The sequence below is a fragment of the Streptomyces sp. NPDC044106 genome, from assembly GCF_056433985.1.
Window position 1 is genome coordinate 278,106 of the sequence record NZ_JBWKFZ010000008.1, and the last position, 26,838, is coordinate 304,943.

The following is a 26,838-nucleotide window of genomic DNA, read 5'->3' on the forward strand; positions in this document are numbered from 1 at the left end:
ATCTCAGAGCCGTTCCAGCCGGGCACTGAACGATGGGGCCGGGGCAGCACACCCAGTCCCGCTCACGGCGCGCCACCCAGCCACCAGAGGAGTCCGGTGTGATTGTCCTTGGCTACAACGGCTTTACCGACGGCGCCGACATGTTCGGCCGGTTGTACGGGGCGACCGGAATCGACCGGCACAGCATCCTGGGCCATGACGCGGCCGTCGCCCTGTCCGTGGACGGGGAACTGGTGGCGGCCGTCGAGGAGGAGCGGCTGAACCGGGAGAAGAAGACGTCCGACTTCCCCGCGAACTCGCTGCGGTGGTGCCTGAGCACCGCCGACGTGCGCCTGGACCAGGTCGACGTCGTCGCGTTCCCCTGGTCCTTCTCCTCCGACGTCGTGAACGCGATGATCAAGGACATCGGCGACAGTGGCCTGACCGTGGAGCAGAAGTTCGACCGGCTCAGGCGGTTCGGCGAGCTCTATGGCGGACTGGTCGGCAAGGACGCGGTGCACGCCGACTTCAAGCGGCGTACCGGCTACGACCTGCCCGCGGAGAAACTCGTCCCGGTCCCGCACCACCTGGCCCACCTGATGTGCGGCTACTACCTGTCCGGCGAGCGGGACGCGGCCTTCCTGGTGAGCGACGGCCGCGCCGAGCGTCTTTCCTCCGTCATGGGTGAGGTGCGCGGCGGCGACATCCGGCTCTTCGAGAAGTCGGCCATCGGCGTCAACCACTCGCTCGCCCTGCTCTTCGGCGAGATCACCCGCTACCTCGGCTTCATGCCCAACAACGACGAGTACAAGGTGATGGGACTTGCGGCCTTCGCCCCGCCCCCCACCGCCTCGGACAACCCCCTCCTGCGCCACGTGGTCGAACTGCACGAGGACGGCCGCTACACCCTCGCCCTCGCCAACGACCCGAGCGGCACCCGCGGCTACTACCCCCTCCTCGACCGGATCTTCGGCGGCGACGAACGGTGCCGCGAGGAGAGGGAGTACCGCGCCCGGGTGGCCGCCGCCGCGCAGCAGATGGTCGAGGTCGTCACGGCCCACCAGCTGCGCGCCCTGGAGGACGGCACCGACCTGACCCGGCTGATCTACGAGGGCGGCCTCGCGCTCAACTGCGTGAACAACGCCAAGCTCCTGGAGAGCACCCGCTTCACCGACATCCACGTCAGCTTCGGCGCGAGCGACCCGGGTGTGGCGATCGGCGCCGCCGTCTACGCGGGCCGGCTCGGCGGCCGCTCCCGCACGGCCCCCGCCACCCCGTACCTGGGCCCCTCCTACGACGACGAGCAGATACGTGCCGCGCTCTCCGCACGCGCCGACGACGTCGAGTGGACCGAGCTCGACGAGGAGTCGGTGGCCGAGCAGACCGCCAAGCTGCTCAGCGAGAAGACCGTCGTCGGCTGGTTCCAGGGCCGCACGGAGTACGGCCCGCGGGCCCTGGGCAACCGCAGCATCCTCGCCAACCCAGGCTTCGCCGACATCAAGGACATCATCAACACCCGCGTCAAGCACCGGGAGCCGTTCCGGCCCTTCGCCCCGGTCGTCCTGGAATCCGAGGCGCCCCGGGTCTTCGAGATGGGCAGGAAGAAGACGTCGCCGTACATGACGTTCGTCTTCCCCGTGCGCCCCGAGTTCCACGACGTCATCCCGGGCGCCACACATGTGGACGGCACCTCCCGGGCGCAGACCGTCACGGCGGAGTCCAACCCGAAGCTGGCGGAGCTCCTGGAGAGGTTCACCGCGCTGACCGGGGTGCCGTGCCTGGTGAACACGTCGTTCAACGTCGCGGGTGAACCGATCGTCTGCTCGCCGGCCGACGCGCTCGGCTGCTTCCTCCACACCGAGATCGACTACCTGGTCCTCGGGCGCTTCCTGGTCGTCAAGAAGTGACGGACCTCGACACGGCGCGGCCGAAGCGGCCGGCCCCCCGGCCGGTCGGCCCGCTCCTGGAGGCCGTGCTGTCCGAGCTGACCCGCGGGGCCGGCCGCCCCAGCCCGCTGGAGGCGGCGTGCATCGCCTCCGTCGAATGCGCGCTCCAGCTCACCAGGACCGCCGAACGGGCCCGGCGGGCACCGGCCGACGAGTTCCTGTCCGTCGCCGCGCGCGAGGCGCTCAGCGCGGCCCGCGCCTCGGTCCTCGCCGCGACGTGCGCCGTCAGATCCATTGAGGACCGGCGGCGGGGCCCGCGCCGGGGCGACGCATGAGCACGCCGGAACCGACCCACGGCCCGGGGGCCACCCTCACCCGGCGGCTCGCCGACTGGGCGGCCCGCCTGCACCACCACGACCTGCCCGAACGCATCGAGCGGTACGCGGTCAGCCAGGTCATGTCGCATCTCGCGGTGGTACGGGCGAGCCTGGCCCATCCGCTCGGCACCAAGCTGGTACGGGCCTTCGGCTCACCGCTCGCCCACGATCCCGCCCGCGCGGCCCAGGTCCTCGCCGCGCTGTCCTCGTGCCTCTACTACGAGGACAGCATGTACGCGGGCCACGTCACGCACGCCTCCGTGGGCGTCCCGCTGGCCTTCCGGCGGCGGCAGCGCCTCGACGGGCGGGCCCTGCTGACCGCGGTCGTCGCCGCGAACGAGTGCGCAGCCCGGGTCACCGCCGCGGGCGCGCTGGGCCCGCTGCGCGGCCAGGGCACCTCCTACACCCAGCTCGTGGGCGCCGTGGCGGGCCGGATGCGGGGGGCCGGGGCGCCGCCCCCGCGGTGGGTCGACGCGTGGGGGCTCGCGCTCGCCATGCCGCCGTGGCCCTTGCGGCGCGCCCTCCTCGGCAGCGAGGCCAAGGTCCTCTCGGCCGCGTTCCCGGTACGGACCGCCCTCGACGCCTGTGACGCCGCCGACGCGGGACTGCGGGGCGCGCACGACATCCTGGAACACCCCGGCGGCCTGCTCGCCAGGTTCTCCCACGTGCCGTCCCCGGAGGTCGTCACGGCCGGTCTCGGCACGCGCTGGCACACCGAGACCCTCACGTTCAAGATGCGCCCGGCCGGCGCGTACGTCGACGCGGCCGTCGACTGCGCCGAAGAACTGCACGCCCGACTGACCCCGGAGGAAGCGGAGTCGATCGAGGAGATCGTGGTATCCGCGCCCCGGCTGACCATCGCCATGGACGACGAAGGCGCCGCCTACCTCGACCGCGAACGATCGGCGATCATGGCGCTCAACGTCTGCGTCGCCTACAACGTCGCCACCGCGCTGCTCACCGGCTCCGTCACCCCCTTCGACCTCGCCGAACCGGCGACCGCGGAGCCGCGGCGCTGGTCCCTCGCGGACCGGGTCCGCCTGGAGTACGACGCCGGTCTGAGCCGCGAAGTCCTGCGGGCCACCGCCCCGTTGGGCGAGGCGCTGCGCCAGGCCGGGGAGCGCGGGACGCGGTGGCTCGCCGACTTCACGGGGGACGGCGCGGTGGCCGCGGCGGTCGGCGGACCTCCGAGCGACACGTTCCAGGAGGCCGACAAGGCCGTCGGCGCCCGGCTGCGGGTCACCCTGCGCGACGGCCGGGTGCTCACCGCGTCCCGCGAGCGGCCGCGGGGATCGGCAGGCCCCGCCACGAGGGACACCCACCGGGCGCTCGCCAGGGAGAAGCTCACCCGGTCCGGCAACTCGGCCGACGTGATCGACGGACTCGAGGACATCGCCTCACTCGGCACGCGGGAGCTGGACGACCTGGTGAACCGCGCGCTGTCCGAACCGCTCCCTGCGGGCGACGCGCCTTTCGTCTCCCAAGTGCCGTACATCACAGGCCCGTTCACCGGGTCCGGCCCGCCGCACCGCTCCTGACAACCGGGACGGCGCCCGGCCCGCACGCGGCACCCGGGCGCCGAAGGAAAGGGGTACCGCACCATGTCCGAGCCCACACCCAGATTCACCTATCCGACCAAGCGGACCGATCCGCTCGTGCCGCCCGACGTGTACGCGCGGGCACTGCGCGAGGAGCCGGTCTGCCCCATCACCCTCGCCACCGGCGACCCCGCCTGGTTCGTGGCCCGGCACGACGACGTCCGCACCGCCCTTTCGGACCGGCGGTTCAGCAGGGAGGCGCTGTTCCGACCCGGCGCCGCCCGCGCGCAGGTGATCGAGCCGGATCCCGACAGCATGCTCACCATGGACCCGCCGCGCCACACCCGGCTGCGCAGACTCGCCAACCGGGCCTTCAGCCCGCAGCGCGTGGAGCGGCTGCGGCCCTACGTCGAGCAGGTCGCCGCCGACCTGCTCGACGCCATGGAGACCGGCCCGCCCGAGGGCGACCTCGCCGAGGTGTACGCGCGCCCGCTCGCCCTGCGCGTCATCTGCCGCACCCTGGGCGTGCCGTTCGAGGACTACGACCGGTTCGGCGCCTGGTCGGACCGGTTCATGTCCCTCACCAAGTACCCGCCCGAAGAGATCAACCGGGCCAACCAGGACATGCGGGAGTACTTCGCACGGCTGATCGTCCTGCGGCGCAAGGACCCGGGCGACGACCTGATCAGCGCCCTCGTGGCGATCCACGACGAGGAGGGCGAGCCTTCCGAGGCGGAGATCGTGGGCCTCGGCGCGCTGCTGCTGCTCGCGGGCCACGACACCACGGTCACCGTGCTGTGCGGAGGCGCCGCCACCCTGCTCGGCAACCCCGGTCAACTCGCCCTGCTGCGCGAGAACCCCGCCCTCTACCCCGACGCGGTGGAAGAGGTCGTACGCCTCAACGGCCCCGGCGGGGGCACCTCCATCCGCATCACCACCGGCGACGTCGAACTGGGCGGAACCGTCATCCCCGAGGGCTCGGCGGTCCTCGCCTCGGTCGGCACCGCCAGCCGGGACCCCGAGATCTACCCCGACCCCGACCGCTGCCTGATCCAGCGCGAGAACCGCACCCAGGTGGCCTTCGGACAGGGCCCCCACTTCTGCATCGGCGCCGGACTCGCCAGGGTCGAACTGGCCATCGGCATGCGCGCCCTGTTCGAACGCTTCCCCGAGCTGCGGCTCGCGGTGCCCCCGGAGCGACTGCGCTGGAAGGACTTCGCCGCGCTCGGGGGATGGGAAGAACTCCCCGTTGCCTGGGGATGATCGCGTGATGTCCGCGCGCGCGGTCGCGTTCTTCGACGTCGACGAGACACTGATCTCGGTGAACAGCATGCTCGGATTCCTGCTCCACCACGTCCGGGCCTCGGGCCACCCGCGGTCCGTCTTCGACGAGGCGGTACGCGGCCTCCGTACCCTGGCACGGGGCGGCGCGTCCCGCGCCGACGTGGCGCGCGCCTACTACCGCCACTACGGCGGCAGCGACACACGCGAACTCGCCGCACAGGGCCGTGCCTGGTTCGCCGCCGAACTTGCCTCCGGCGCCCTGTTCCTGACGGAGAGCGTGGCGGCGCTGCGTGAGCACCGGCGCCGGGGCGACACGGTCGTCCTGGTCTCGGGCTCCTTCGCCCCCTGCCTTGACCCCATCGCGCAGCAGCTCGGCGCCGACGCGGTGTTCTGCGCCCGCCCCGAGACGATCGGCGGTGTCCACACCGGCAGGCTCGGTGCCACGATGATCGGCCGGGAGAAGGCCCACGCGGTGCGCGGCCTGCTCAAGGAGCACGGCATCCCGGGGGACCGCTGCCACGCGTACGGCGACCACGCGTCCGACCTCGACATGTTGCGCGCCGTGGGCCACCCCGTGGTCGTGGGTGCCGATCCGGTGCTGGTCCAGCACGCCGAGGCGGGCGGCTGGCGCAGGCTTCCCGGCGCCCCGCCCCGCTGAACGCCCGGCCAGGACACGGGCGGTTTTCGGCCCTCGTACCGGCCCTGGGCGACCACGTCGAAAACCTGCCAGTGACAGGCGGGCGGCCTTGCGAGAGTGGCAGGCAGACATCGGTGCGACGAAGGGCTCAAGACACATGGTACGAAGCCCGGACCCAGCCGCCCGGAAACCGAGCTACCCCGTCGTGGTCACGCTCGCCGCGGGCGCCATCTTCCTCTCCATCCTCGACGCCACCGTCGCCAACCTCGCGGTGACGGACATGCACGACAGCTTCCCCGACGCCGCGGTGACCGACCTGACCTGGGTCATCTCGCTCTACGCCATCGTGTTCGCGGCCTTCCTCGCACCCGCGGGACGCCTCGCCGACGTACTGGGCAGGCGCCGGCTCTACGTCATCGGCATGTGCCTGTTCACCGCGACCTCGCTCCTCTGCGCCCTGGCACCGGACCTGCCCACCCTGCTGGTCGCCCGCGCGCTGCAGGGCCTCGGCGCGGCGGCCATGATCCCGGCCTCTCTCGCCGTGGTCCTCGCCGATGTGGCACCGCGGCGCAGGGGGGCCGCCATCGGACTGTGGAGCGCGGCGGCGTCCGCGGCGGCGGCCGCCGGGCCGGTCCTCGGCGGCGTCCTCATCGACTCCGTCGGCTGGCGCTCGGTGTTCCTCATCAACGTACCCCTGGGCCTTGCGCTGCTCGCCGGGATCAGGGTCGTACGCCGACCGGAGCGGACCACGCAGGGCCTTCCCGACATCCTCGGCACCCTGTTCCTCGCGGCGGGTGCGGGACTCGTGGTGCTCGGCGTGACCCAGGAGCAGGAGTGGCACTGGGACGATCCCCGGGTGCTCGGCGCCCTGGTGGGCGGCCTCGTCCTGCTGGCGCTCGCACTGGTGCGGGCCCGCAGCCACCCCCGCCCCGCCCTCCAGACACGGCTGTGGCGCAGCAGGGTCTTCGCCCTCGCCAACCTCGTCTCGTTCTTCTTCGGCGCCGCGCTGTACGCGTGGCTCCTTGTGGGGGCGCTGTTCCTGGTGGACGTGTGGGGGTATTCGCGGATCGCGGCGGGTCTGTCCATGAGCCCCGGGGCGGTGCTCTCCGCGGTGGTCGCGGTGCTGGTCGGACGCTCGCTGAGCAAGCGCTGCCCACACCTGGTGGTGTTCTTCGGCGCGAGCGCGCTGGTCGGCGCGGCCCTCTGGCTGGCGCTCACGCTGGCCTCGGACGCCGCCCTGTGGAGCATGTGGATCCCGGTCGGGCTGCTGGCCGGTGCCGGGATCGGCGCGGCCAGCACGGGCGTGTCCAGCGCCGCCGCGCTGTCCGTGGAACCGGTGGACTTCGCGGGCGCGACCGGACTCAACATGGCGGTACGGCAGATCGGCGGCGCCCTCGGCATCGCCGTCCTCGCCGCGATCCTGCCCGCCTCGACCTCGTCCTCACCCACCCCGTACAGCCACGTGGTGTTCTTCGCCTGCGCCATGGCCGCCGTCGCCGGGCTGCTCGGTCTCGGACTCGCCCCGGGCCGGAACCGGCCGGGTCCTGACACCGCGCAGCAGGCCCCCGTGCCCGCCGCCGAGCCCGCGACCGGCAAGGGAGCGGAGCGGTGACCGCGCGCGAGACGCCGTCCACCGAGCGGGAATGGACGGTCGAGGAACGCGTCGTGGTCCGCGCACCGGCGGAGCAGGTCTACGCCGCGGTGGCCGGCATCCGGCGGATGGGCCGGTGGAGCCCCGAGTGCCGGGCCGTCGTCTCGCGGCGCGCCGTGCCCCGCACCGGCGACCGCTTCGTGGGCCTCAACCGGCGCGGCCGGTCGGTCTGGTTCACCTCCTGCCGCGTCGTACGGGCGGACCCCGACCGGCAGTTCGCGTTCCGGGTCACCTCCTTCGGCCTGCCCATCGCGCTGTGGGGCTACCGTGTGGAGCCCTGCCCCGACGGGGTGGAGCTCGTCGAGTACTGGGAGGATCTGCGCCGCGGCCGGGGCGCGAAGGCCGCCGAGTTCCTCGGCCGGGTGTTCACCGGAACCCCGCCCGCACAGCGCGCCGGCGTCAACAGGGCCGGTATGCGCACCACGTTGCACCGGATCCGCGACGCCGTCGAACAGCCGGGACGGTCCCGGTGAACCCGTCGGGCGGGCTTTCCGCCCGTCGCCCCCTCTCCGAGGAGAACTCCGTGAACGGCGCCCCACCGCACGAACGGCACGACTCCCCCCGCGACCCGCGCGGCGAGGACCCCGACTTCCGTGCCGGCACGCCCTGGCGGCGCTTCATCGTCCTCGGTGACAGCGAGGCCAGGAGCCGCGGGTCCTCCCGGCGGGGTTCCGGCAGCGAGCCCTGGGCGGACCGGGTGGCCGGGGCGCTGCGCTCGCCCCGGCCCGAGCTGGCCTACCTCAACCTGAGCCGGGCGGACCAGTCGGCCGCCCAGGTGCGGTCCAGACAGCTGGCCAGGGCCCTGGCGTTCCGGGGCGACCTGGCCGCGGTCGTCGCCGGTGGCCACGAGGCGCTGCTCGACTCCTTCGACGTCGACGCTACCGAGGCGGAGCTGCACCGCATCGTGGGGGCGCTCAGGGACTCCGGCGCGGACGTGATCACCCTGGGCGCGTACGGCTCGTGCGGGCAGGCCCCGGCGGTGGCGGAGCGCGGCGGCGGACCGGAGCAGCGGCTGCGGCTCCTCGCGGAGCGCACCCGCGCGCTCGCCCTGCAGCACGGCGCGATGCATGTCGACATGGTGTGTGCGGGGGACGGTCCGGCCGGTGACAGGGAGAGAGCCGTCGCGGCGGCGGTGATCCGCCGTCTGGCGGCGCACCTCGAGGTGACCCGGGCCGCGTCATGGTGAGGAGTCCGGTCTGAGACCGGCCCTCCCGGCACCCGTCCCGCCGACCCGCCCCCGCTGATTGGTGCGCCCATGTCCGAGTCCGTGATCGTCGCAGGAGCCGCCACGTCCGGCGGAGTCCTCTGCGCGAGTCTGGGGGCGCTGCCCTCCGTCACACTCGGGGCCCTCGTCATCGAGGCGGCACTCGACCGTGCGGGCATCGGGGCCGCCGACGTGGACCACGTGATCGTCGGACAGCGGCAGGCGCGGCAGGTGGTGCGACGCGCCCTCGTCCCCGACCGGGTGCCGGCCGTCTCCGTGGGCGGGACCCGGTTCTGCGCTCTGCGCACCCTCGCGCTGGCCGACCGGCTGATCCGCGGCGGGGAAGGGGACGTGGTCGTCGTCAGCGGCACGGACCCGGGGCTCGCCCGGACCGGAACCGGACCGCCATGGCGCGTCGAGCGCGCGGTGGCCGTCGTCCTGATGCGTCGCACCAGGGCCGAACGGCTGAGCCTGCCCTGGCTGGCCGGGCTCGGCGCGCACAGCACGGTCGTCGGTTCTGCGGGGTCGTCGTACGCCCAAGCCGTACGCGCCGTCCGGCAGGCGCTGCGGGAGACCTCCGCGGTGCCGCGGGACCTGTGCGCCGTCGATGTGCGCGAGTCGCCGCGGGCGGCGCGGGGGTACGACGCCGTTCCCGACGAGCATGTCTTCGACACCACGGGGCTGCGCATGGCCCTGCGGCTGTCCCGGAGCCTGCGCCGGCGGGAGCGGGGGACGGGGGCCGTCGCCATGTGGGGCGACCACGGGGCGGAGGCGGTGGTGATCTGCGCCGACAGGCTCTGAGAGCGGTCGCACGGCCACCTCGCGCCCGTCCCGCTGAAGCGCGCGTTTCAGCGGCCTTTCAGCGCGCCCTGCGAGATTGCGGGTATCACTGCCGACGGTCTGGCGGATTCACGGGGACGTGTCCAGAAGATCAGCCGTGAAGCACGGGCCCGACGAGTGTGCGGCTGGGACGTGGGGAGCCGGAGGAAGGCTCACGGTACGGGAGTGAAGGCGGCCTTCCTCGAAACCAGGGCATCCACGGAGCCGGAAACGAGACAACTATATTTCGCCGTCTTGATCCGGTTGGGCCGCGAAGTGCGAGTCCGTACACTCCGCGCTGGGGACGCATGAACACTCCGAACCACTGTGGTGGTCCGGATCGTCGGTCCGGCAGCCCGCCCAATGGCGTTGGGCGCATCGCTCGGCATCTCCACCCGCGCCTTCCGCCACGCCAGGCTGCCGTTACACCGGGAAAACGGGGGATCAGCGTGCAGATCAGACTTCTAGGCCCACTTCAGGTGATCGAGGGAAACGTTCCTCTCGATATACCGGGAGAAAAACTCAGAACCATCATGGCGGCCCTGGCGCTCACCCCCGGCACCCCGGTGCTCGCGGTGGACCTGCTCGACGAACTCTGGGGCGACCGCCTTCCCAAGACCGCCGAGAACTCTCTCCAGTCCCATATCGCGAGGCTGCGCCGCATACTGGCCAGGCAGACCGGAAAGCCCAGCGTCCGAAACCTCATCCGCACCTCGCACTCCGGGTACGTTCTTGACGTGGACGCCGCGGACGTCGACGCACTGTGGTTCACCCGGGCCGTCGAAATGGCTGGCCGGTATGTGAACGAGGACTTCGAGATGGTCATCAAGCTGCTCAACGACGCGTTCGCCGTCTGGCGCGGACCCGCGCTCCTTGACGCCGGTTACGGAATGATCTGCCGGATCGCCTGTGCCCGCCTGGAGGAGACCAAGCTCATCGGGCGCGAACTGTTCGTCGAGGCGCATCTCGAACTCGGCCGGCACCAGCAGGTGATACCCGAGCTCGAACAGCTCCTCACCCAGCACCCGTTGCGCGAGCGCTTCTGCGAGCACCTGATGACCGCGCTCTACCGGTCCGGTCGGCAGGCGGACGCCATCAGCACCTACCGGCGGGTGCAGCACAACCTCTCGGCGGAGCTCGGAATCGACCCGGGCCCCGGAATGCGGAAGAAACTGAGGGAGGTGCTCCAGCAGGAGGACGACCTGCTGCTGCACCGATGAGACCGCCCGGCCACCTGGCTCTCGCAGGGTCTCGGACCGCAGGCGCTCAGACCGAGTTGGTCAGCCGCAGGATGTGCCACACGGCCCGCAGGCTCGCCCTGCCCTCGAAGGCGAGGTACTCCGGCAGCACCAGCTGCGGGCCCCACTTCTCCTTGTACGCCAGCTGTCCCGCGGCCGGGTAGACGGCCTCTCCCTTGTCGGCGAGGAACCGCAGGAACTTCCCCGTCAGGGCGCTGTGCCCGGGCAGTTCGAGGGACCGGTCCAGGCCGGTGAACGGCGTGAAGCCGAAGTGCAGCCACTCGGCGCCTTCCTGGGTGAAGGTCTCGATGGCGGTGGCGTTGATCGCCTCCATCACGCCGGGCCGCGTGTCCGGCAGGCGCCGGCTCAGGTCGTGCAGCCACCCGGCACGCGCCCCGTAGGCGGGGGAGTACGAGATGTAGGCCACCGGCCGCCCGTCGAGCGCTCCCAGGAACAGCCGCCGGTAGCGCTGGACGGGGCCGCCGGTCTCGCCGACCAGGAACTCGATCTCCTTGACGTGTCTGCCCTTGCCCCGCAGCCAGGCCGAGTCGATCCGCGCGACGCTGTCGCCGTGTTCCGCGAAGGAGACCTCCTTGACGTCGAGGCCGTTCCGCCTCGCCTGGGAGATCTTGTTGCGCAGCTTCATGAACCGCGAGCCGCGCAGCGTGAATTCGGGGAGGTGCACCGCGTAGGACGAGCCCACCTGGTTGAGCGTGAATCCCTCCCGCGCGTACAACTCGGCGTCCGACCGCTGCAATTGGATGCCCGCGATTTTCCGGCGGCGTTCGCGCGCGTACGCCCGGAACTCCCGCAGAACCTCCGCCTGGCGTTCCGGCGGCCCGTACACGCCGCCGAACTGGATGACGTAGCGACCGGCCTCCCGGTAGGCGACGAGTTCCCCGCCCTTGCCGAGGAACAATTGGTTCCCGGCGTTCAGCGCCAGGAAGGAACTCGGGTTCTGCGCGTACTTCTGAACTGCGGTCAGTGCGGCCTGAGCGGTCTCGGCGTTCTCTCGCGGCATTTCTGACACCCGGCTCATGCGTCGCACGCTCCCCGATCGGCCGACGAAAGTTTCGCGCAACATATCGCGGGGCCGCCGCATCCGGCTGAGGCCGCGGTGTCAGCGGACTTTCAGCGGCTTCTCAGAAGGCCCTGTGAGGATCGCGGCGTGGCTCGGCACCGGTCGGCCGGACCGGTTGCGCACATGAAGGAGTGAGCGTGGGAAGTACGCAGTTGTATCGGCACCGGCTTCAGCACGGAACACGTCACCTTCCCGCGCGGATGCGCACTTATCAGTCCTATGTCAACGCACGAGAAGTGCCGGGCGAGGACTACGTCTACGTACTCGACGCGGATTCCCTCCTCGACGACGTTTTCGCCAGCCTCACGCTCAAAAGGAAATTGGAGCAGGGGCGCGCCGCGCCGGACGATCTCCCGGCGAGCGTGGTCGGACGGGTGGGCAAGGCCGACCGCGCCACCGTGGAGCGGGCCGTCTCGGCGGCTGCCACGGCGGCCCCCGTCTGGGGCGCCGTCCCCGCGGACGTCCGTATCGACACGGTGGGCCGGCTCCTGCACGCGCGACTCGCCGCGCACGCCGATGACGTCGCCGCCGTCCTGGTCGAGGAAGGGCACCCGCTGGCCCTCGCCCAGTGGCAGGTCTCCGGGATGCTGGAGTGCTTCGGCCCGGAGTCGATCAGCTTCTACCGCTCCCAGATGTTCCAGGAGTTCCACCGCGGCGAGCGCCGCCTCCAGGTGCGCAGGCGGCCCGACGGCGTGGTCTGCCTCAACCCGCCGCAGAACGCGCCGCTCTCCAGCGCGCTGCTCGGGGTGACCGCCGTGATGGGCGGCAACGCCCTGGTGGTGCGGGCCCCGCGCAGCGCGCCGCTCGGTGTCATGTACGTCATGCAGGAGCTCGTGGCACCCGTGCTCCAGGAGGTCGGCGCACCGCCCGGAACGCTGAACGTCGTCTGCGGCGACCCCGCCCCGATGCTCGGCTGCTGGCTCGAGCATCCGGCGGTGGACGACATCATCTACTTCGGCAGCAGCGAGAACGGCCTGCGGTTCCAGGAGCGGTGCGTCGCCGCAGGGAAGAAGCCGATCCTGGAGCTGGCCGGCAACGACGTCGTCACCGTGTGGAAGGACGCCGACGTCGAACTGGCCGCCGAGGCCCTGACCGAGAGCTTCTACGGCTCCGGGCAGCTGTGCATGATCCCCAACCAGGTGCTGGTCCACCCCGAGATCGCGGACGCCCTGGTGGAGAGCCTGATCCGGCAGATCGGCCACATCCGGCCGGGGCACCCGTGGGAACCCGACGTACTCCTGACGCCCGTCCTGCGCAACGAGAAGTTCTTCAGCTGCCTCCAGGACGCCCGCGACAAGGGCGCCGAGGTGGTCTGCGGGGGACACGCGATGCAGCTCGACGAGACCCGCGACCCCAACGGCATCTTCCTCGAACCCACGGTGATCGTCGTGCGCGGCGTCGAAGGGGCCCGCGATCTCGAGGCCGTACGGCACGAGACGTTCTTCCCGCTGCTGCCCCTGGTGATCGCCGAACCCGCGCCGGACGCCGACATGCTGGAGACCTTCGTCGACTACGTCAACTCCAACCCCTACGGGCTGCGCAACTCGCTGTGGGCCAAGGCTCCCGGGGTCGTCGACACCTTCGTCTCCCGCGTCCGCACCGGCGGCCTGTTCAAGGTGAACGACTCGCACATCGGATTCCTGCCCTACCTGCCCACGCACGGCGGGACCGGCCTGACCGGAGGCGTCTTCGGCGAGGCCAACTACCCCATCCTGCGCACCTCACACCTTCAGGGCGTGAGCCTCAGCCCCGGGTCGCGGCCCAGGGACGCGGTCTTCGGTGCCTGGCAGTCGCTGATCGATGAGCGCCACTGAACCGCGGCCCCGCCCGGTGGACGCGGATGTTCCCAAGGAGACGACGTCATGCGCTCGATGAACACGGCCCGGCGCACCTGCGAGAAGCATCTGCCCGGCCTGCTGGACGCACTCGCGAAGGTGCCGCTGGCCGACCTGGAGAAGCCGGGCAGTCCGGCGATCGACCTCTTCCGCTCGCACGGGGGCCCGGGGCTCGTCATCCCCACCACGTACGCGGGCAGCGGTGCCACGCCCCTTGAGGCGGTCGCCGTCACCATCGCGCTGGGCGCCACCGCCCCCTCCCTCGCGGTGGCCACCACCATGCACCACTTCTCGGTGGCCACGCTCTTCTCGCTCGCCGACAGCCTGCAGAGCGGCGGAGTCGAGTGGGCACTCCTCGAAGGCATCGTCGAGCAGCGCCTCCTGGTCGCCTCGGGGTTCGCCGAGGGCCGGCCGGGGCGGGGCATCCTCAACCCCACGGTCGAGGCCCGCCCCGCCGAGAAGGGCTACTTCATCACCGGGTCCAAGAAGCCCTGCAGCCTCTCCCGCTCGATGGACCTGCTCACCGCGAGCGCCGCACTGCCGAACGCGGACGGCACCACCGACATGGCGGTCCTCCTGGTGCCCCGGCAGGTGGAGGGCCTGACGGTCGAGCCGTTCTGGTCGAGCTGGGCCCTGGCCGGGGCCGAGAGCGACGAGGTGCGGCTGAAGGACGTCTTCGTCGACGAGCAGCAGGTCATGCGCACCGAACTCGGCGACGCGGGCGAGCTGGACGAGTTGCAGACGGTCGGGTTCATCTGGTTCGAACTCCTCATCACCGCCTCGTACATCGGGATGGCGGGAGCGCTCGTCGAACGAGTCGTCGAGAGCCGCCGCGGCACGGACACCGAACGCGCCGAACTGCTCGCCCGCTACGAGACGGCCGCCCTCCTCACCGAGGGCACGGCCCGCATGATCATGGAGGGTTCGGTCGGCAACGAGGGCCTCGGCCGGGCGCTGGTCGCGCGGTACGGGGCGCAGGACGCGATCCGGTCCGCCGTCGGCCGCGCCGTGGAACTCCTCGGCGGGATGGCCTTCATCGGCTCCGGCGACATCGCCTACCTGGCGGCCGCCTCGCACGGCCTGGCCTTCCACCCGCCGTCCCGTTCCAGCTTCACCGTGCCCTTCCTCGACCACACCGACGGCCTGCCGCTGCGGCTGGCGTGAGGAGCCTCGTGACCACTGCCCTGCCCGCACAGACACCCGGCCGCGAAGAGATCGGCCGGCTGTACAGGACACGCCTGAGCAAGGGGCGCGCCACCCTCGGCGAGCTGCTCGGCGGCGAACTGGAGACGGAGTCCCAGGGCGCCTGGGTGACCACCGCGTCCGGCCGCAGGCTCCTCAACTGCGGCGGCTACGGCGTCCTGTTGATGGGCGCACGCCACCCCACCGTCGTACGCCATGTCGTCGAGCAGCTGCACCGCAACCCGGTGGCGACCCGCGTCCTGCTCGAACCCCAGGCGGCGCTGGCCGCCGACGCGCTGGTGGCCACCGCCCCGCCGGGGCTCGACCGGGTGCACTTCGCCTGCTCGGGCGCGGAGGCCGTGGAGACGGCCATCAAGATCGCCCGTACCCGCGGCAAGGACCGGCTGATCGCCACCCACGGCGGCTACCACGGCAAGACCATGGGCGCGCTCAGCCTCACCGGGAAGGCCCTGTTCCAGGAGCCGTTCCGCCCACTGCTCCCCGGTACCGCCCATGTGCCCTACGGCGACGCGGAAGCCCTGGCCGGGCAGCTCGAAGCGGCGTCCGGCCGCGCCTGCGTGGTGATCGAGCCGGTCCAGGGCGAGGCGGGCGTGGTCATCCCGCCGCCCGGCTACCTGCGGACGGTCCAGGAACTGTGCCGCGCCCACGACGCGCTCTTCGTGCTGGACGAGATCCAGACCGGGCTCGGCCGCCTCGGCGTCCTGTGGGGTGCCGACGCGGACGGGCTGACCCCGGACATGCTGCTCAGCGGCAAGGGCCTGGGCGGCGGCATCATGCCGGTCTCCGCGGTCGTCGCGCGCGCCGAGGTGTTCGGCGCCTTCGACCGCGACCCCTACCTGCACACCTCGACCTTCTCCGGCATGCCCCTCGCGATGGCCGCCGTGCGCGGCGCGCTCGCGGCCATCGAGGAGGAGGACCTCGTCACCCGGGCCCGCGAGCTCGGCACCGAGATCCTCCAAGGGCTGCGCCGGATCGCCGGGGAGACCTTCGGCGGCCTGGTACGGGAGGTACGGGGCCGGGGGCTGCTCCTCGGCGTCGAGTTCACCGAGCCGGGGCCGGCCGGGGACCTCCTCGTCGAGCTGATCCAGCAGGGCGTGGTGGCCAACCACTCGCTCAACTCCCACCTGGTGCTGCGCTTCACCCCGCCCGCCGTCCTGATCCCTTCCGAGGTGCGGTTCCTCCTCGACGCGTTCGAACGCGCCTGCCGTGTGCAGGCGGCCCGCTACGTCCCGACTCCCGAAGGTGGTGCCGCCCATGCGCGGCGTTGACGTGACCGTCGGCGTGCCCGATAACACTCCGGACGCCGTGTACGACCGGGTGAAGGAGTTCGCCCGCTATCCCGATTTCGCGCCGGTGGTCCGCTCGGTCACCGTCCATGACACCAGCGACGTGGCGGAGACCAGCGACTGGGAGGTGTACTTCCGCAACGGCGTCCTGCGCTGGACCGAGGCGGACCGTTTCGACCGGCAGGCCCTCACCATCGTCTTCACCCAGCTCGACGGCGACTTCGAGACGTTCGAGGGCAGCTGGCGGATCTCCACCACGGGCGGCGCGGTACGGGTCGTCTTCCGCGCCGAGTTCGACTTCGGCATCCCCAGCCTCGCGGGCATCCTGGAGCCCGTCGCCGAAAGGGTCATCAAGGAGACCATCGCCCGGGTGGTGCTCGGGCTCTTCCCCGCGGGCTCGGTGGTGGGCGACGAGGCGCTGGCCCGCGCCGTCGCCGCACCGGCCGTTCCGGCGCCGCACGTGGCACGGGCGGGCTGATGGACACCAAGAACCTGTTCATGACGCCGGTGACCGCCCGGCTCGTGCGGGCGGAGTACGGGCTCGGCCTCGTCGTCGCCGCGGTCGCCTTCCTGACCCACCTCTCAGAGGTCCGCTGGCTGCCCGCCATCGCGCTGTTCGTCTACATAGACCTGATCGGCTACATCCCGGGCGCCATCCAGTACCGGCGACGCAAGGGCGAGATCGGCAAGACGTACTACGTGCTCTACAACGTCATGCACTCCCTGGTGACCCAGGGCCTGGTCGCCCTGGCGTGGATCTGGCTGTGGGACGCCGAATGGGCGCTGCTCGCGCTGCCGCTCCACCTCTTCGGGGACCGGGCGCTGTTCGGGAACTACCTCAAACCGTTCGGCCTGCACTTCGAACCGCAGACGCATCAGGCGTACCGCCGCTTCCGCAGCGAGTTCGTGGCCACCGGGGCGGCCGGAGACCGGGGGGCCGACAAGCTGGACGAGGTGACATGGCCCTAGCCACACGGCGCCCGCCCGTGGCCGCCCCGGCGGACTCCGCAGCCGCCGTCATCACCGCGATGCGCCACTTCGTCACCGGGGTGACGGTGCTCATCTGCGGGGTGGGCGACGAGGTCGAGGGCGTGACCGTGAGCACCTTCGGGACCGTCCCGGGCGACCCCCCGATGGCCTGCGCGCTGCTGCGGGCGGGCAGCCGGGGGCTGCGGGCGGTAGCCGGCAGCGGGGTCTTCGTCGCCAACGGCCTCGCGGCCGGGCAGGAGCCGCTGGCCCGGCACTTCGCCCGCCGCACCCGCCCCACGGGCCTCGGCCAGCTGCCCCCGGCGGCCTGGCTCGGCGACCGCGCCGACGCGGTGCCCCGGATCGGCGGCGCCGTGGCCTGGCTCGAATGCCGGCCGGAACTCACCGTCCCGGTCGGCGACCACGAGCTGGTGATCGCACGAGTCGTCGCCGCGGTGCACCGCGGCGGCACCCCGCTGGTCAATTTCGCCGACGAGCTGCACGCAGGCCCGTCCACGGCCGCCCCCCGCTACGCGGGAAGGGACGGAAGGGATACCCCATGACGACATCGACGCCCGCGACGGCGGGCATCCCCGCCGAGGCCGACTGGGAGCGGGCCCCCTCGCTCCTGGCCGGCGCGGAGGACCTCGAACTCACCCCCGCCCTGTGCAATCTGCGCTACTGGCTCAACGCCGTACCGAACGGAACCTTGCGCGGCAACCTCCTCGGCCACGCGCCGGACGTCCGGCCGCTCGACGTGGTCGTCCAGCCCGGCCCGCTCAACAGCGCGCTCACCCAGGAACTCGCCTACCGCTCGGTCGCCGAGGAGAAGGCCACCCGGGCGATCGGCTACCTGACCGCGCTGGCACCCGACAACGACACCCTGGAGTTCTACGCGACGCAGCTGATCGACGAGGCGCGCCACGCCATGGTATTCCGCAGCCACCTCCTCGAACTCGGCGTCAAGGAGGCGGAGTTGACCGACACGGTGGCCCGCCTCGCCGCCACCGACGAGAAGGAGATCCTGGAGCCGCTGGAGAACCTCGGGCTGCGCGTGCTGCGCGACGAGCGGGACTTCGTCGGCGGCGTCCTGGTCCTGACGGTCCTCGTCGAGGGCGTCCTTGCACCGGCCGCCGAACTCAGCGAACGCAAGTGGCGGATCTTCGACCCGGCCGCCGCCGACATCGAACGCGGCGCGGGCATCGACGAGATCCGCCACCTGACGGTCGGCAGCGCCATCGTCCGCGACCACCTGCGCGCCGCCCCGCACGACCGGCCCCGCCTCCTCCGGCTGATCCGCGAGGGATACGCGCTCTGGGACCAGCTGCCGACCACCGAGCAGCTGATGCGCCGCGAGGAGATCTTCCAGCAGGGCGTCGAGGACCACCGCGACCTGCTGCGCGACTACGAGATCTGGCCCGGCCGCCGCCTGGCGGACACCACCGCGCGGGAGCGGCTGGAGAAGGGGCACGAGTGGGCCACGCGCATGCAGCGCTCCCGGCTCACCTACATGGGCCTTGAGGAGGCGATATGAGCGCCCTCGACAGGACGCCCGCCCCCGCGGCGGCCGGACAGGACGTGGCCGCCCCGAGCCTTCAGGAGATCACCCGGCTGGTCAGGCAGGCCGGACTCATGGACTCGCAGCCCGTCTACTACACGTACAAGATCATCGCGAATCTGCTGCTCCTCGCGGCGGGCTGGACCCTGTTCGCGCTGATCGGCGACAGCTGGTGGCAACTGGCCGTCGCAGTCTGGCTCGCGGCCTGCTTCGGCCAGACGGACCTGATCGGGCACGACGCCGGGCACCGCCAGATCTTCCGCACCCGCAAGGCCGGCGACGTGATCGGCTACCTCCACGGCAATCTGCTCACGGGCGTCAGCTTCGGCTGGTGGGTCGGCCACCACACCAAGCACCACAACTACCCCAACCACCTCTCCCTGGACCCCGACATCCTGCGCCGCCAGGTCATCTTCGACGCCAAGGACCGGACGAAGCGCACCGGAACCGCGGGACGCTTCATCGTCCGCCACCAGGCGTGGATGTTCTACGTACTGATCCTGCTGGAAGGGCTGCGCCTGCACGCCTCGGGCTACGTGGCGGCGCGCAAGGGCGCCCTCCAGCGCTACGCCGCCCTGGACCTCGGCCTGTTGACCCTGCACCTTGCGGTCTACCTGACCGTGGTCTTCACGGTGCTCCCGGTCGGCATCGGCCTCGCCTTCATCGCCGTCCACCAGTGCCTGTTCGGCTTCTACATGGGGCTGATGTTCGCGCCCAACCACAAAGGGCTGCCCGTACGCGACGGAGCGGAGGAGGAACTGGACTGGCTCACCCGGCAGGTGATCACCTCCCGCAACCTGGCACCCAACCGGATCACCGACTTCTTCTACGGCGGGCTCAACTACCAGATCGAGCACCACCTGTTCCCCGCCATGCCCCGCAGGAACCTGCGCCGCGCCCAGCCGCTGGTCAAGGAGTACCTGGTGCGCAACGGCCTGCCGTACGCGGAGGAACGGCTGCTGCGGTCCTACCTGAAGGTGGCCGACCACCTCGGCGACGTCAGCCGAGAGGTGGCCGTGCTGGAGCGCGAGGCGCAGGACGGGGGCGCCCGGTGAGCGCCGACGCCGCGGTGCTCTGCGGCCTGGGCACCTGGCTGCCGCCGCACGCGGTCACCAACGACGACCTCGCGCGGGAGCTCGACACCTCCGACGAATGGATCCGCAGCCGTACGGGCATCGGCACGCGGTACGTCGCCGACCCGTCCACGGCCACCTCGGACCTCGCGGTGGAGGCGGGCCGGCGCGCGCTGAAGTCCGCCGAGCGCGACACGGTGGACGCCGTGGTCCTCGCCACCAGCACCCCCGACCACCCCTGCCCCGCCACCGCGCCGCTGGTGGCGGCCCAGCTTGGCCTCGGAACCGTGGCCGCCTTCGACGTCGGGGCGGTCTGCACCGGCTTCCTGTACGCGCTGGCCGCCGCGGCCGGACTGATCGCCGCCGGTACGTCGGGCAGCGTGCTGGTCATCGGCGCGGACACGTACTCCACCATCCTCGACCCGGCCGACCGGTCGACCAGGGCCATCTTCGGCGACGGGGCGGGCGCCGTCGTCCTGCGGTCCGGCGGCGCCGACGAGCCCGGCGCGCTCGGCACCCCGGTGCTCGGCAGCGACGGCAACGGCAGCGGCCTGATCGGCGTCCGCTCGGGCGGCTCGCGCGAACCGCTGCGCCCGCACACCGCGGAAGGGGCGGACCCGTACTTCCGGATGGCGGGCAAGGCCGTCTTCCGCAACGCCGTGGAACGCATGGCCGACGCCTCGCTGACCGCGGCGCGGCGGGCCGGCTGGGAGGTCGGCGACATCGACCGGCTCATCGCCCACCAGGCCAACCTGCGGATCCTGCACGCCGCCGCGGACCGGATGCGGCTGCCGCGCCGCCGGTGCCCCGTCCACCTCGACCGGGTCGGCAACACGGCGGCCGCCTCCATCCCGCTGGCCCTCTCGCACGCCGTGGCGGGCGGCGAACTGCTCCCCGGCCACCGCACCGTGCTCACCGCCTTCGGCGGCGGCCTCACCTGGGGCGCCTGCACCGTCCGCTGGCCCGCGCTCGTCCCCGTATGACTCGACCCACCCACCATTGAGGAGCACGCATGAGCAGCACCTACGACCGTCTTGTCGGCCTGCTGGCCAAGGGCTTCGGCATCGAGGCCGACGAGGTCGTACCGGAGAACACCTTCGAGGACCTGGAACTGGACTCGCTCGCACTCGTGGAACTGACGCTCGCCGTGCAGGAGGAGTTCGGCATCAGCCTCACCGACGACGACCTGCAGGCGAAGAGCTCCCTGGCCGAGGCGGCCGGCGTACTCGACGTCAAGCGGGTGACCGTCTGATGGGGACAGGCGGCGACGCCCGGTTCGACGCGGCGGTCACGGGAATCGGCATGGTCACCCCCGCCGGGCTCGGCACCGCCGAGTCCTGGGAGCGGATCAAGGCGGGGGACGGGACCGCCGCGCGGCCCGTACCCGCTCTCGCCGGCATCCCGGCCGACTTCGGCTGCTGGATCCCCGGCTTCGACCCGGTCGCCGCCGTCGGCAGACGCAAGGCCTGGCGGCTGGACCGCAGCAGCCAGTTCGCGGTGGCGGCGGCGAAGGAGGCGCTGGCCGACGCGGGCCTCGACCCGTCCCGCTGGGACGGCGACAGGGTGGGCGTGGTCCTCGGCAGCGGCATCGGCGGCGCCGCCTCCTGGGAGAAGCAGCACCACGTCCTCCTGGAGCGGGGCTCGGAGAACGTCTCCGCCATGCTGATCCCGATGCTCGCGGTCAACATGGCGGCCGGTTACGTCGCCATGGAGTTCGGGGCCCGCGGGCCGAACTTCGTGACGGCCACGGCCTGCGCGTCGGGCGCCACGGCCGTCGGCGCGGCACGCGATCTGCTGCGCTCAGGACGGTGCGACGTGGTGATCACGGGCGGCACCGAGGCCTGCCTGATCCCCTCGATCATCGCCGGATTCCAGCAGATGGGCGCGCTCTCCACGCGCCGGGACGACCCCACGAGGGCCTCCCGGCCGTTCGACGCCGCCCGCGACGGCTTCGTGCCCGCCGAGGGCGCCGCCGTCCTGATCCTGGAACGCCCGGACGGCGCGCGGGCCCGGGGAGCACACATCCACGCGCACGTCAGCGGTTACGGCGCCTCGGCCGACGCCTACAACGCGACCGCGCCGGAACCGAGCGGCGGCGGCGCGGAGCTGGCCCTGCGCGCGGCCCTCGACGACGCGGCGGCCGACCCGCGCGCCGTCGACCACGTCAACGCGCACGGCACCTCCACCCCGCTCAACGACCTCATGGAGGCCGGACTGATCCGTCGCGTACTCGGCGAAGGGCCCGCGGTGACCTCCGTGAAGGGCGTGACGGGCCACTCCCTCGGCGCGTCCGGAGCGATCGAGATCGCCGTGGCGGCCCTCACGGTGGAGCACGGTCTCATCCCGCCGACCGCGAACCTGGACAGCCAGGACCCGGAGATCGAACTGGACGTCGTCGCCAAGGAGGCACGCCCCGCCGACGTCCGGGTGGCCGTCAGCCACTCCTTCGGATTCGGCGGGCAGAACGCCGTGGTGGTGCTGACCCGCCCCTAGACAGGGCCCGCAGGACCGGCTCCATGGCCGAGGAGGCCGCCGCACGTCTTCGACGCGCGGCGGCCTCCTCGCCGTGTGCGACAGGCTCTCAGCCCTCGTCCGCGAGGAGCCGGCCGTGGGCGACCGCCTGATGGACCTCGTCCTGCCGCTCGGCCAGTTCGCGGCGCTCGGCGTCCAGCGCCTCGGCGCGGTCCTCGTCGGCCTTCATGAGCTCGAGCAGGTCCCGGTCGGCCAGCTGGAGCACGCCCATGTCCTCGTAGGCCTGCCGCACCTTCGGGCCCCACAGCCCGATGTCCTTGACGCAGGGCACGATCCGGGTGAACAGACGCGAGCGGAAGGCCTGCATCCGGGGGCCCCGGTTCATGTACTCCATGCACTCCTTCATGTCGTAGCCGAGCGTCTCCCACACCTCCTGCATGCGCAGCCGGTCGCGCATCAGATAGCAGCCCTCGACGATGAAGTCCTCGCGCTCCGCGATCTCCTGGCTGGTCAGTTCCTTGTAGTAGTCGCGCAGGGCGATGCGCCCGAAGGCGACGTGCCGTGCCTCGTCCTGCATGACGTACGACAGGATCTGCTTCGGCAGCGGCTTGTCCGTCCGGTCGCGCAGGATGCCGAACGCGGCGAGGGCGAGCCCCTCGATGAGGACCTGCATACCGAGGTAGGGCATGTCCCAGCGCGCGTCGCTCAGAGCGTCGCCCAGCAGGGCCTTCAGATGCGGACTGATCGGATACGTCATGCCGATCTTGTCGCGCACGAAGCGCGTGAACAGCTCCGCGTGGCGGGCCTCGTCCATGACCTGGGTCGCCGCGTAGAACTTCGAGTCGATGTCCGGCACCGACTCGACGATCCGCGCGGAGCAGATCATCGCACCCTGCTCGCCGTGCAGGAACTGGCTGAACTCCCAGGAGGCCATGTGCTGTCGCAGCTCCCGCTTCTCCCGCTTGTTCAGCCGGGAGTACTGCCGGGACCCGTACAGCGCGAGGGTGTTCTCCGGGGTGCCGAGGACGTCACACGGATCCACCTCCAGGGACCAGTCGATGCGTTTCGTGCTGTCCCACTGCTTGTCCTTGCCCTTTTGGTAGAGGTTGAGCAGCACTTCCCGATCGGTGTCGTACTCCCAGGTGAAGGTGGTGCGCCCCTGCATCGGGAAGGACCAGTCGGTGCCGTTGTCCGAGCCGGTGCCCGAATGCCGGGCGTCGGCGGTTCCGCTCATGGGCAGTCCCCTTACGCGGTACGGGATGGCGGTGCGGGATGGCGGTACGGGATGGTGTCTCGTGGTCAGGGCGCGGGCGGGGAGAGGAAGGGCAGCACCGCGGGAAGGACGTCCAGCGTGTAGCGCGTGCGCCCGCGCTGGATCTCACCGTCCCGTTCGAAGGTGAGGAAGGCGCCGTCGGTGCGCTCGATCTCGACGCGGCGACCGCGCCGGTAGACGACCCCGGGCCGTTCGAGGTGGCGTCCTTCCCGGGCCAGCTTCGGCAGCTCCCGGGGATCGAGGCCGTCGGTCACCACGCACACGTCGAGCAGGCCGTCGTCGAGGACGGAGTGCGGCAGCAGCAGGAACCCGCCGCCCCGGTACCGGCCGCCGCCGACGTTGGCGAGGACGACGCCGCCGTCGTGGATCACCGCACCGTCCACGAGGACCCTGGCCGGATGCGGTGCGAAGCCGCGCAGCGTCTCGGCGACCGCCTCCCGGTAGCGGGCGCGCCCGGTGAGGTGGGTGAGTTCCGCGGCTGTCTCCAGCGCCTCGGCGACGAGACCGGAACAGGCGCCGAGCAGCACGGTCTCACCCGTCTCGAGGACGCGCGCCATGTCCAGGTTCCTGATCCGCGGCCGGGCCGTGCCGAGGGAGGCGGTGAGCGACGCGTGCCAGGGGCGGTCCTGCCAGATCTCCTTGTAGAAGGAGTTGCCGGTGCCTGCCGGAACGCAGAGCAGGGCCGGGCGGCTGCTCCCCGCGTCCGCCTCGGCCACGAGCCCGGCCGCCACTTCGCTCGCGGTGCCGTCGCCGCCGACCGCGAGTACCGCGTCGGCGCCGTCCCGCGCGGCTTTCCCGGCAAGGGTCCGTGCGTGTCCCGGGTACGCGGTGTGCACCACGCCCACATCTCCGACGAGCTCCTGGGCCGCCTCGATGACGGCCGAGAGGGGCACCGAAGCGGCACTGCCCGCCCGGTCGTTCGCCACTATCACCGCGGTACGTGCCCAGTGGCTCCCCATGCGTGGCTTCCTGTTCGCGTCGTCGGGCGTTGCCGGGCGTTGCCGGGACGAGCGGAGAGAGCAGGATTCGAACCTGCGTGGGGCGTGAACCCCTGGCCGGAGACGAGCTCCGGCCCCCAATAGGCCGCTATGGGTACCTCTCCCGGCCGGCCTCGGCGGCCGACGTGAAGACCTTCGCACTCGCCGCTTGCAGACCGCTGAAACACCCGTTTCAGCTGCGTACGCCCGGCCTTCGGTGCCCGTGCGCACCGGCTGGTGCAGGCGCAGTGCCTTGCGCAGCGCGAAGTCCACGGCGGCGGTCGGAGAAGCCGAGGCGACACGGATCAGGGAGGCCTCGAACCCGACCCGGTAGCGGCGCCGGGGCCTTCGGGCGGTGAGGGCCCGGCGTACGGTGCGGGCGACGGCCTCTGCGCTCAGTGGCCGGCGGGCGGCGATGAGGCGGTGGGCCGCCTTGTGCGAGGCCTCGAAGCGCGAGCAGCGGGTCAGGTCCTCGGCGAGCGCTCCGGAGACCATGGGCGTGTCGGTGCACCCCGGCTCGATCAGGGAGATGTGGATCCCGCCGCCGGCGGTCTCCCTGCGTACGGCGTCGGTGAGCGCCTCAAGCGCGTGCTTGCTCGCGAAGTACCAGCCGTTGAGGGGCAGCGAGATGAGCCCGCCGCACGAACTCATCTGCACGATGCGGCCGCCGCTGCGGCGGCGTATGCCCGGCAGTACGAGCCGGGTCATGCGGGCCATGCCGAGCAGATTGGTCTCAAGGACGGTCCGCGCGTCCGACTCCGATACCTCCTCGAACGCGCCGGCGACCGCGACCCCGGCGTTGTTGACGAGCGCCCAGGGACCGCCCCCCCCCGCGAGCTCGTCGATCTCCATGACGGCGTCCTGGCAGGACCGCGGGTCCGTCACGTCGAGCAGCACGGTCCGCAGCGCGGTGCCGTGCTCCTGCGCGACGACGGTGAGCTTCTGCGCCTTCTGCGCGGTACGGGCCGTGGCGATGACCTCGAAGCCGTGTGCCGCGAGGGCCAGTGCGACGGCGCGCCGGATCCCGCTGGTCGCTCCGGCGAGCTCGACCAGCGGGATGTCGTAGTCCAGTCGCTGCCCGATCAGGACGCCCATCTCCAGGACCATGAGGGAGTCGTAGCCCATCTCGTCCAGCCGCCGTCGCACATCGACACGTTCGACGTCGAGCTGCGCGACCTCGGCGAAGAGTTCACGGATCAGCTGTGTGATCAGCGTGCGTGCCTCGTCGGGTGTGGCCGTCCTGAGCGCCGCCCGTGGCCCTTCGCAGGCGGCGCCGACGCCGTGGGCCGGGAGCAGGCCGGCTGTGCGCGGGGCACGAAGGCCGGGCAGAAGCCGGCCGAGCCGCTCCCAGTCGGCGTGCCCGACAGCGACGACCGGCCGGTCCGGCCGGCCGAGGCACTGGTCGAGAGCGGCCAGGGCGTCCTGTGTGGTGAGGCGCCCACCCTTGGCGCTCGCTGGAGCGTTCCCGACGTCCAGGCATTCGGGAAGGCGCTGCCCGGCTACACGGTCAGCGACGCCGGCGCGGCCCTCCTCCTTGCGGCGGGGCCGCCGGACGATGCGACGGGCGCGGGCGTACTGGACATGCACTTCCGCGCCGATTCGTCCGCTTGGCAGACGTGCGTGGTCAAGTGGGGCGGGACCATGAGCCCTTATGACGGTCTCGGTGCCCCGGGTATGGGCATCGAACTCAGCGGAAGTTTCGTGGACGTGAGTGCCCGTCAGGAGGAATGGATCGCCGGCTTCGCGGAATTGAACGCCCAAGGTGCGCCGAGCGACTTCTTTGCCGTGCACCAGGTCAGCTTTCCCTCCTTCGTGAAGCTCTGTGAAACCCTCACGATTCCCGCGCAAAGCTGCATTCCGACCGTCGCCGATCACGGCAATGTGGCCTCGGCCACCATTCCCCTGCAACTCGGCCGGGCGCTCGAAACGGGTCGTATCGGCCCCGGATCCCAGATCACCCTCGTCGGGCTGGCGAGCGGATTCAGTGGCGCGCTGGTGACCATTCGGCTCTGAGCCATGCGGAGGAAGAAGCCTCCCATGGCCGGTGAACTGCCCTCTGCTTCGACGACACCGCCCTCGCCGGAGGCCCGGACGACGCCGTGACGGGACAAAACTGGTGTGCGGAGGCGACGGGACCGGGTAACGTCTTGCCTCATGTTCTTCCAGACGCCGATTTACGAGTGAGCGTGACGGGCCCCTGCTGACGTCCTTCGACGTCGCCGCGCCCGTCCCCGTCGATGAATCCGTAGATCACTTCACACCTTCCCGGGAGAACCCGTGAGCAAGAACATCAAAAACCCCGTGGGCATGGGCGGCGGCAAGCGCAAGAAGCTGTCCCGCGCCGAACGGCAGAACAACGGCCCGCACCGCAACCTCGACCGCCAGGGCGCCGCCGATCAGAAGGCGGAGCTGGTGCGCAAGATGCGCGAGAAGACGGGCAAGGCCGAGGGCGCCGGGCAGCCGGACGACGCCGCCGCCCAGAGCTGACGCACCGCCGCCGC

26 protein-coding genes, 1 tRNA gene and 1 pseudogene are annotated in these 26,838 nt (G+C 71.8%); 23 read left to right on the plus strand and 5 right to left on the minus strand.

Annotated elements, in window-relative coordinates; genetic code table 11:
• Positions 1–98 precede the first annotated feature (98 nt).
• From AC07DI_RS16715 to AC07DI_RS16760, 10 genes are all read left to right on the plus strand, one after another.
• Positions 99–1,886 carry a carbamoyltransferase family protein gene (locus AC07DI_RS16715; protein ID WP_478905013.1) on the plus strand — a complete coding sequence of 596 codons (1,788 nt, stop codon included), beginning with the start codon at positions 99–101 and terminating at the stop codon, positions 1,884–1,886.
• Entirely contained in the window at positions 1,883–2,200 is a 318-nt protein-coding gene (locus AC07DI_RS16720) for a hypothetical protein (RefSeq protein WP_478905014.1), read from the plus strand. Before AC07DI_RS16715 ends, AC07DI_RS16720 begins: the two co-directional genes overlap by 4 nt.
• Positions 2,197–3,780 carry an MmgE/PrpD family protein gene (locus AC07DI_RS16725; RefSeq protein ID WP_478905015.1) on the plus strand — a complete coding sequence of 528 codons (1,584 nt, stop codon included), beginning with the start codon at positions 2,197–2,199 and terminating at the stop codon, positions 3,778–3,780. The genes AC07DI_RS16720 and AC07DI_RS16725 overlap by 4 nt, the downstream gene beginning before the upstream one ends.
• A gap of 63 nt (positions 3,781–3,843) precedes the next feature.
• Positions 3,844–5,043: a cytochrome P450 gene (locus AC07DI_RS16730; protein WP_478905016.1), complete on the plus strand. Its 1,200-nt coding sequence runs from the start codon at positions 3,844–3,846 to the stop codon at positions 5,041–5,043.
• Positions 5,044–5,050: 7 nt separating this feature from the next.
• Positions 5,051–5,722, plus strand: a complete 672-nt coding sequence (locus tag AC07DI_RS16735) for an HAD family hydrolase (RefSeq protein ID WP_478905017.1) — start codon at positions 5,051–5,053, stop codon at positions 5,720–5,722.
• A 184-nt stretch (positions 5,723–5,906) separates the two neighbouring features.
• A complete protein-coding gene (locus tag AC07DI_RS16740) occupies positions 5,907–7,313 on the plus strand; it encodes an MFS transporter (protein ID WP_478905018.1) in 1,407 nt (468 codons plus the stop codon).
• Positions 7,310–7,825, plus strand: coding sequence for an SRPBCC family protein (locus AC07DI_RS16745; protein WP_478905019.1), 516 nt, complete (start codon positions 7,310–7,312; stop codon positions 7,823–7,825). Before AC07DI_RS16740 ends, AC07DI_RS16745 begins: the two co-directional genes overlap by 4 nt.
• 50 nt (positions 7,826–7,875) lie before the next feature.
• Positions 7,876–8,538: a GDSL-type esterase/lipase family protein gene (locus AC07DI_RS16750; protein WP_478905020.1), complete on the plus strand. Its 663-nt coding sequence runs from the start codon at positions 7,876–7,878 to the stop codon at positions 8,536–8,538.
• 69 nt (positions 8,539–8,607) lie between these two features.
• Positions 8,608–9,357: a thiolase family protein gene (locus AC07DI_RS16755; RefSeq protein WP_478905021.1), complete on the plus strand. Its 750-nt coding sequence runs from the start codon at positions 8,608–8,610 to the stop codon at positions 9,355–9,357.
• 497 nt (positions 9,358–9,854) lie between these two features.
• Complete coding sequence (locus AC07DI_RS16760; RefSeq protein ID WP_478905022.1) at positions 9,855–10,595, plus strand: AfsR/SARP family transcriptional regulator; 741 nt, start codon at positions 9,855–9,857, stop codon at positions 10,593–10,595.
• Between the two features lie 46 nt (positions 10,596–10,641).
• On the opposite strand, the gene AC07DI_RS16765 is transcribed toward AC07DI_RS16760, so the two are convergent.
• Positions 10,642–11,634 carry a bifunctional lysylphosphatidylglycerol flippase/synthetase MprF gene (locus AC07DI_RS16765; protein WP_478905023.1) on the minus strand — a complete coding sequence of 331 codons (993 nt, stop codon included), beginning with the start codon at positions 11,632–11,634 and terminating at the stop codon, positions 10,642–10,644.
• Positions 11,635–11,894: 260 nt separating this feature from the next.
• On the opposite strand from AC07DI_RS16765, the gene AC07DI_RS16770 reads away from it, so the two are divergent.
• From AC07DI_RS16770 to AC07DI_RS16820, 11 genes are read left to right on the plus strand one after another with little or no spacing between them, the layout of a single operon-like run.
• A complete protein-coding gene (locus AC07DI_RS16770) occupies positions 11,895–13,508 on the plus strand; it encodes an aldehyde dehydrogenase family protein (RefSeq protein ID WP_384248175.1) in 1,614 nt (537 codons plus the stop codon).
• A 48-nt stretch (positions 13,509–13,556) separates the two neighbouring features.
• Positions 13,557–14,693 carry an acyl-CoA dehydrogenase gene (locus tag AC07DI_RS16775; RefSeq protein WP_478905024.1) on the plus strand — a complete coding sequence of 379 codons (1,137 nt, stop codon included), beginning with the start codon at positions 13,557–13,559 and terminating at the stop codon, positions 14,691–14,693.
• Positions 14,694–14,701: 8 nt separating this feature from the next.
• Positions 14,702–16,000, plus strand: coding sequence for an aspartate aminotransferase family protein (locus AC07DI_RS16780; protein WP_384248172.1), 1,299 nt, complete (start codon positions 14,702–14,704; stop codon positions 15,998–16,000).
• Positions 15,987–16,496 carry a type II toxin-antitoxin system RatA family toxin gene (locus tag AC07DI_RS16785; protein ID WP_478905025.1) on the plus strand — a complete coding sequence of 170 codons (510 nt, stop codon included), beginning with the start codon at positions 15,987–15,989 and terminating at the stop codon, positions 16,494–16,496. Before AC07DI_RS16780 ends, AC07DI_RS16785 begins: the two co-directional genes overlap by 14 nt.
• A complete protein-coding gene (locus AC07DI_RS16790) occupies positions 16,496–16,987 on the plus strand; it encodes a hypothetical protein (RefSeq protein ID WP_478905026.1) in 492 nt (163 codons plus the stop codon). Before AC07DI_RS16785 ends, AC07DI_RS16790 begins: the two co-directional genes overlap by 1 nt.
• Entirely contained in the window at positions 16,978–17,547 is a 570-nt protein-coding gene (locus AC07DI_RS16795) for a flavin reductase family protein (protein WP_478905027.1), read from the plus strand. The genes AC07DI_RS16790 and AC07DI_RS16795 overlap by 10 nt, the downstream gene beginning before the upstream one ends.
• Positions 17,544–18,518 (plus strand): VlmB-like protein, encoded by a 975-nt coding sequence (locus AC07DI_RS16800; protein ID WP_478905028.1) that lies wholly within the window; start codon positions 17,544–17,546, stop codon positions 18,516–18,518. Before AC07DI_RS16795 ends, AC07DI_RS16800 begins: the two co-directional genes overlap by 4 nt.
• The gene (locus AC07DI_RS16805; RefSeq protein ID WP_478905029.1) at positions 18,515–19,597 is read left to right on the plus strand and encodes a fatty acid desaturase family protein; all 1,083 of its coding nucleotides are present in this window, start codon (positions 18,515–18,517) and stop codon (positions 19,595–19,597) included. The genes AC07DI_RS16800 and AC07DI_RS16805 overlap by 4 nt, the downstream gene beginning before the upstream one ends.
• A complete protein-coding gene (locus AC07DI_RS16810) occupies positions 19,594–20,598 on the plus strand; it encodes a beta-ketoacyl-ACP synthase III (RefSeq protein ID WP_478905030.1) in 1,005 nt (334 codons plus the stop codon). Before AC07DI_RS16805 ends, AC07DI_RS16810 begins: the two co-directional genes overlap by 4 nt.
• A gap of 29 nt (positions 20,599–20,627) precedes the next feature.
• On the plus strand, positions 20,628–20,867 hold the full coding sequence (locus tag AC07DI_RS16815; RefSeq protein WP_384248165.1) for an acyl carrier protein: 240 nt from the start codon (positions 20,628–20,630) through the stop codon (positions 20,865–20,867).
• Positions 20,867–22,108 (plus strand): beta-ketoacyl-[acyl-carrier-protein] synthase family protein, encoded by a 1,242-nt coding sequence (locus tag AC07DI_RS16820; protein ID WP_478905031.1) that lies wholly within the window; start codon positions 20,867–20,869, stop codon positions 22,106–22,108. Before AC07DI_RS16815 ends, AC07DI_RS16820 begins: the two co-directional genes overlap by 1 nt.
• Positions 22,109–22,196: 88 nt before the next feature.
• Here the strand turns inward: AC07DI_RS16820 and AC07DI_RS16825 are convergent, their stop codons facing one another.
• From AC07DI_RS16825 to AC07DI_RS16840, 4 genes and pseudogenes are all read right to left on the minus strand, one after another.
• Entirely contained in the window at positions 22,197–23,321 is a 1,125-nt protein-coding gene (locus AC07DI_RS16825; protein WP_478905032.1) for a ferritin-like domain-containing protein, read from the minus strand.
• Positions 23,322–23,386: 65 nt separating this feature from the next.
• Positions 23,387–24,319, minus strand: coding sequence for a diacylglycerol/lipid kinase family protein (locus tag AC07DI_RS16830; protein WP_478905033.1), 933 nt, complete (start codon positions 24,317–24,319; stop codon positions 23,387–23,389).
• Positions 24,320–24,371: 52 nt separating this feature from the next.
• A tRNA-Thr gene (locus AC07DI_RS16835) sits at positions 24,372–24,462 on the minus strand.
• 304 nt (positions 24,463–24,766) lie between these two features.
• Positions 24,767–26,128: pseudogene (locus AC07DI_RS16840) on the minus strand (SDR family NAD(P)-dependent oxidoreductase); the annotation flags it as partial.
• Between AC07DI_RS16840 and AC07DI_RS16845 the strand changes: the two are divergent.
• Both AC07DI_RS16845 and AC07DI_RS16850 read left to right on the plus strand, forming a co-directional pair.
• A complete protein-coding gene (locus AC07DI_RS16845) occupies positions 26,012–26,350 on the plus strand; it encodes a 3-oxoacyl-[acyl-carrier-protein] synthase III C-terminal domain-containing protein (RefSeq protein WP_478905102.1) in 339 nt (112 codons plus the stop codon). The pseudogene AC07DI_RS16840 and the gene AC07DI_RS16845 overlap by 117 nt on opposite strands.
• A 264-nt stretch (positions 26,351–26,614) precedes the next feature.
• Positions 26,615–26,824 (plus strand): DUF6243 family protein, encoded by a 210-nt coding sequence (locus tag AC07DI_RS16850; RefSeq protein ID WP_478905034.1) that lies wholly within the window; start codon positions 26,615–26,617, stop codon positions 26,822–26,824.
• Positions 26,825–26,838: the final 14 nt, after the last annotated feature.

What these genes read in the sequence shown, in the direction of transcription:
- AC07DI_RS16805 (WP_478905029.1), top strand. Translation starts at nt 18,515, where the DNA reads ATGAGCGCCCTCGACAGGACGCCCGCCCCCGCGGCGGCCGGACAGGAC.
- AC07DI_RS16770 (WP_384248175.1), top strand. Translation starts at nt 11,895, where the DNA reads ATGCGCACTTATCAGTCCTATGTCAACGCACGAGAAGTGCCGGGCGAG.
- AC07DI_RS16790 (WP_478905026.1), top strand. Translation starts at nt 16,496, where the DNA reads ATGGACACCAAGAACCTGTTCATGACGCCGGTGACCGCCCGGCTCGTG.
- AC07DI_RS16755 (WP_478905021.1), top strand. Translation starts at nt 8,608, where the DNA reads ATGTCCGAGTCCGTGATCGTCGCAGGAGCCGCCACGTCCGGCGGAGTC.
- AC07DI_RS16775 (WP_478905024.1), top strand. Translation starts at nt 13,557, where the DNA reads ATGCGCTCGATGAACACGGCCCGGCGCACCTGCGAGAAGCATCTGCCC.
- AC07DI_RS16800 (WP_478905028.1), top strand. Translation starts at nt 17,544, where the DNA reads ATGACGACATCGACGCCCGCGACGGCGGGCATCCCCGCCGAGGCCGAC.
- AC07DI_RS16820 (WP_478905031.1), top strand. Translation starts at nt 20,867, where the DNA reads ATGGGGACAGGCGGCGACGCCCGGTTCGACGCGGCGGTCACGGGAATC.
- AC07DI_RS16730 (WP_478905016.1), top strand. Translation starts at nt 3,844, where the DNA reads ATGTCCGAGCCCACACCCAGATTCACCTATCCGACCAAGCGGACCGAT.
- AC07DI_RS16735 (WP_478905017.1), top strand. Translation starts at nt 5,051, where the DNA reads ATGTCCGCGCGCGCGGTCGCGTTCTTCGACGTCGACGAGACACTGATC.
- AC07DI_RS16795 (WP_478905027.1), top strand. Translation starts at nt 16,978, where the DNA reads ATGGCCCTAGCCACACGGCGCCCGCCCGTGGCCGCCCCGGCGGACTCC.
- AC07DI_RS16785 (WP_478905025.1), top strand. Translation starts at nt 15,987, where the DNA reads ATGCGCGGCGTTGACGTGACCGTCGGCGTGCCCGATAACACTCCGGAC.
- AC07DI_RS16725 (WP_478905015.1), top strand. Translation starts at nt 2,197, where the DNA reads ATGAGCACGCCGGAACCGACCCACGGCCCGGGGGCCACCCTCACCCGG.
- AC07DI_RS16765 (WP_478905023.1), bottom strand. Translation starts at nt 11,634, where the DNA reads ATGCCGCGAGAGAACGCCGAGACCGCTCAGGCCGCACTGACCGCAGTT.
- AC07DI_RS16815 (WP_384248165.1), top strand. Translation starts at nt 20,628, where the DNA reads ATGAGCAGCACCTACGACCGTCTTGTCGGCCTGCTGGCCAAGGGCTTC.
- AC07DI_RS16825 (WP_478905032.1), bottom strand. Translation starts at nt 23,321, where the DNA reads ATGAGCGGAACCGCCGACGCCCGGCATTCGGGCACCGGCTCGGACAAC.
- AC07DI_RS16830 (WP_478905033.1), bottom strand. Translation starts at nt 24,319, where the DNA reads ATGGGGAGCCACTGGGCACGTACCGCGGTGATAGTGGCGAACGACCGG.
- AC07DI_RS16845 (WP_478905102.1), top strand. Translation starts at nt 26,012, where the DNA reads ATGGGCATCGAACTCAGCGGAAGTTTCGTGGACGTGAGTGCCCGTCAG.